At 69.9% G+C, this 362-nt stretch carries 1 protein-coding gene; it reads left to right on the top strand.

Annotation, left to right across the window (positions count from 1 at the left end; all coding sequences use genetic code 11):
- On the top strand, positions 1-310 hold a 310-nt coding region (locus AAHM41_RS40400; protein ID WP_342242287.1), incomplete at its 5' end, for a DDE-type integrase/transposase/recombinase.
- Positions 311-362 lie beyond the last annotated feature (52 nt).

Raw genomic sequence — 362 nt, 5'->3', positions numbered from 1 at the left:
CACCTGGGTCACCGACAAGTGCCCGGCCTACGGCGCGGCGCTTCGTGACCTGCAGCTGGACGGGACGCCCCACCTTCGAGGCAAGCGGCTGAACAACCGGGCCGAGAGTTCGCACGTCCCGGTCCGGCGACGGGAGCGCAAGCTGCAGCGATTCAAATCGGCCGCCGCGGCGCAGCGGTTCCTGTCGATGCATGCCGCGACTTACAACACCTTCAATGTCTGCCGCCACCTCACCACCGCCCGCACGCACCGCCGCTTTCGCGCCGAGGCGTTTGCGACATGGCGGGATGCGGCCGGCGTTGCGGCCTGAGCCCGGCGGATGCCGGCCTCATCGCGGCCACGCTCGACAACGTGACAAGCCC

Source organism: Inquilinus sp. OTU3971 (assembly GCF_038440215.1).
This window is presented reverse-complemented; position numbering and strand designations above follow the sequence as displayed.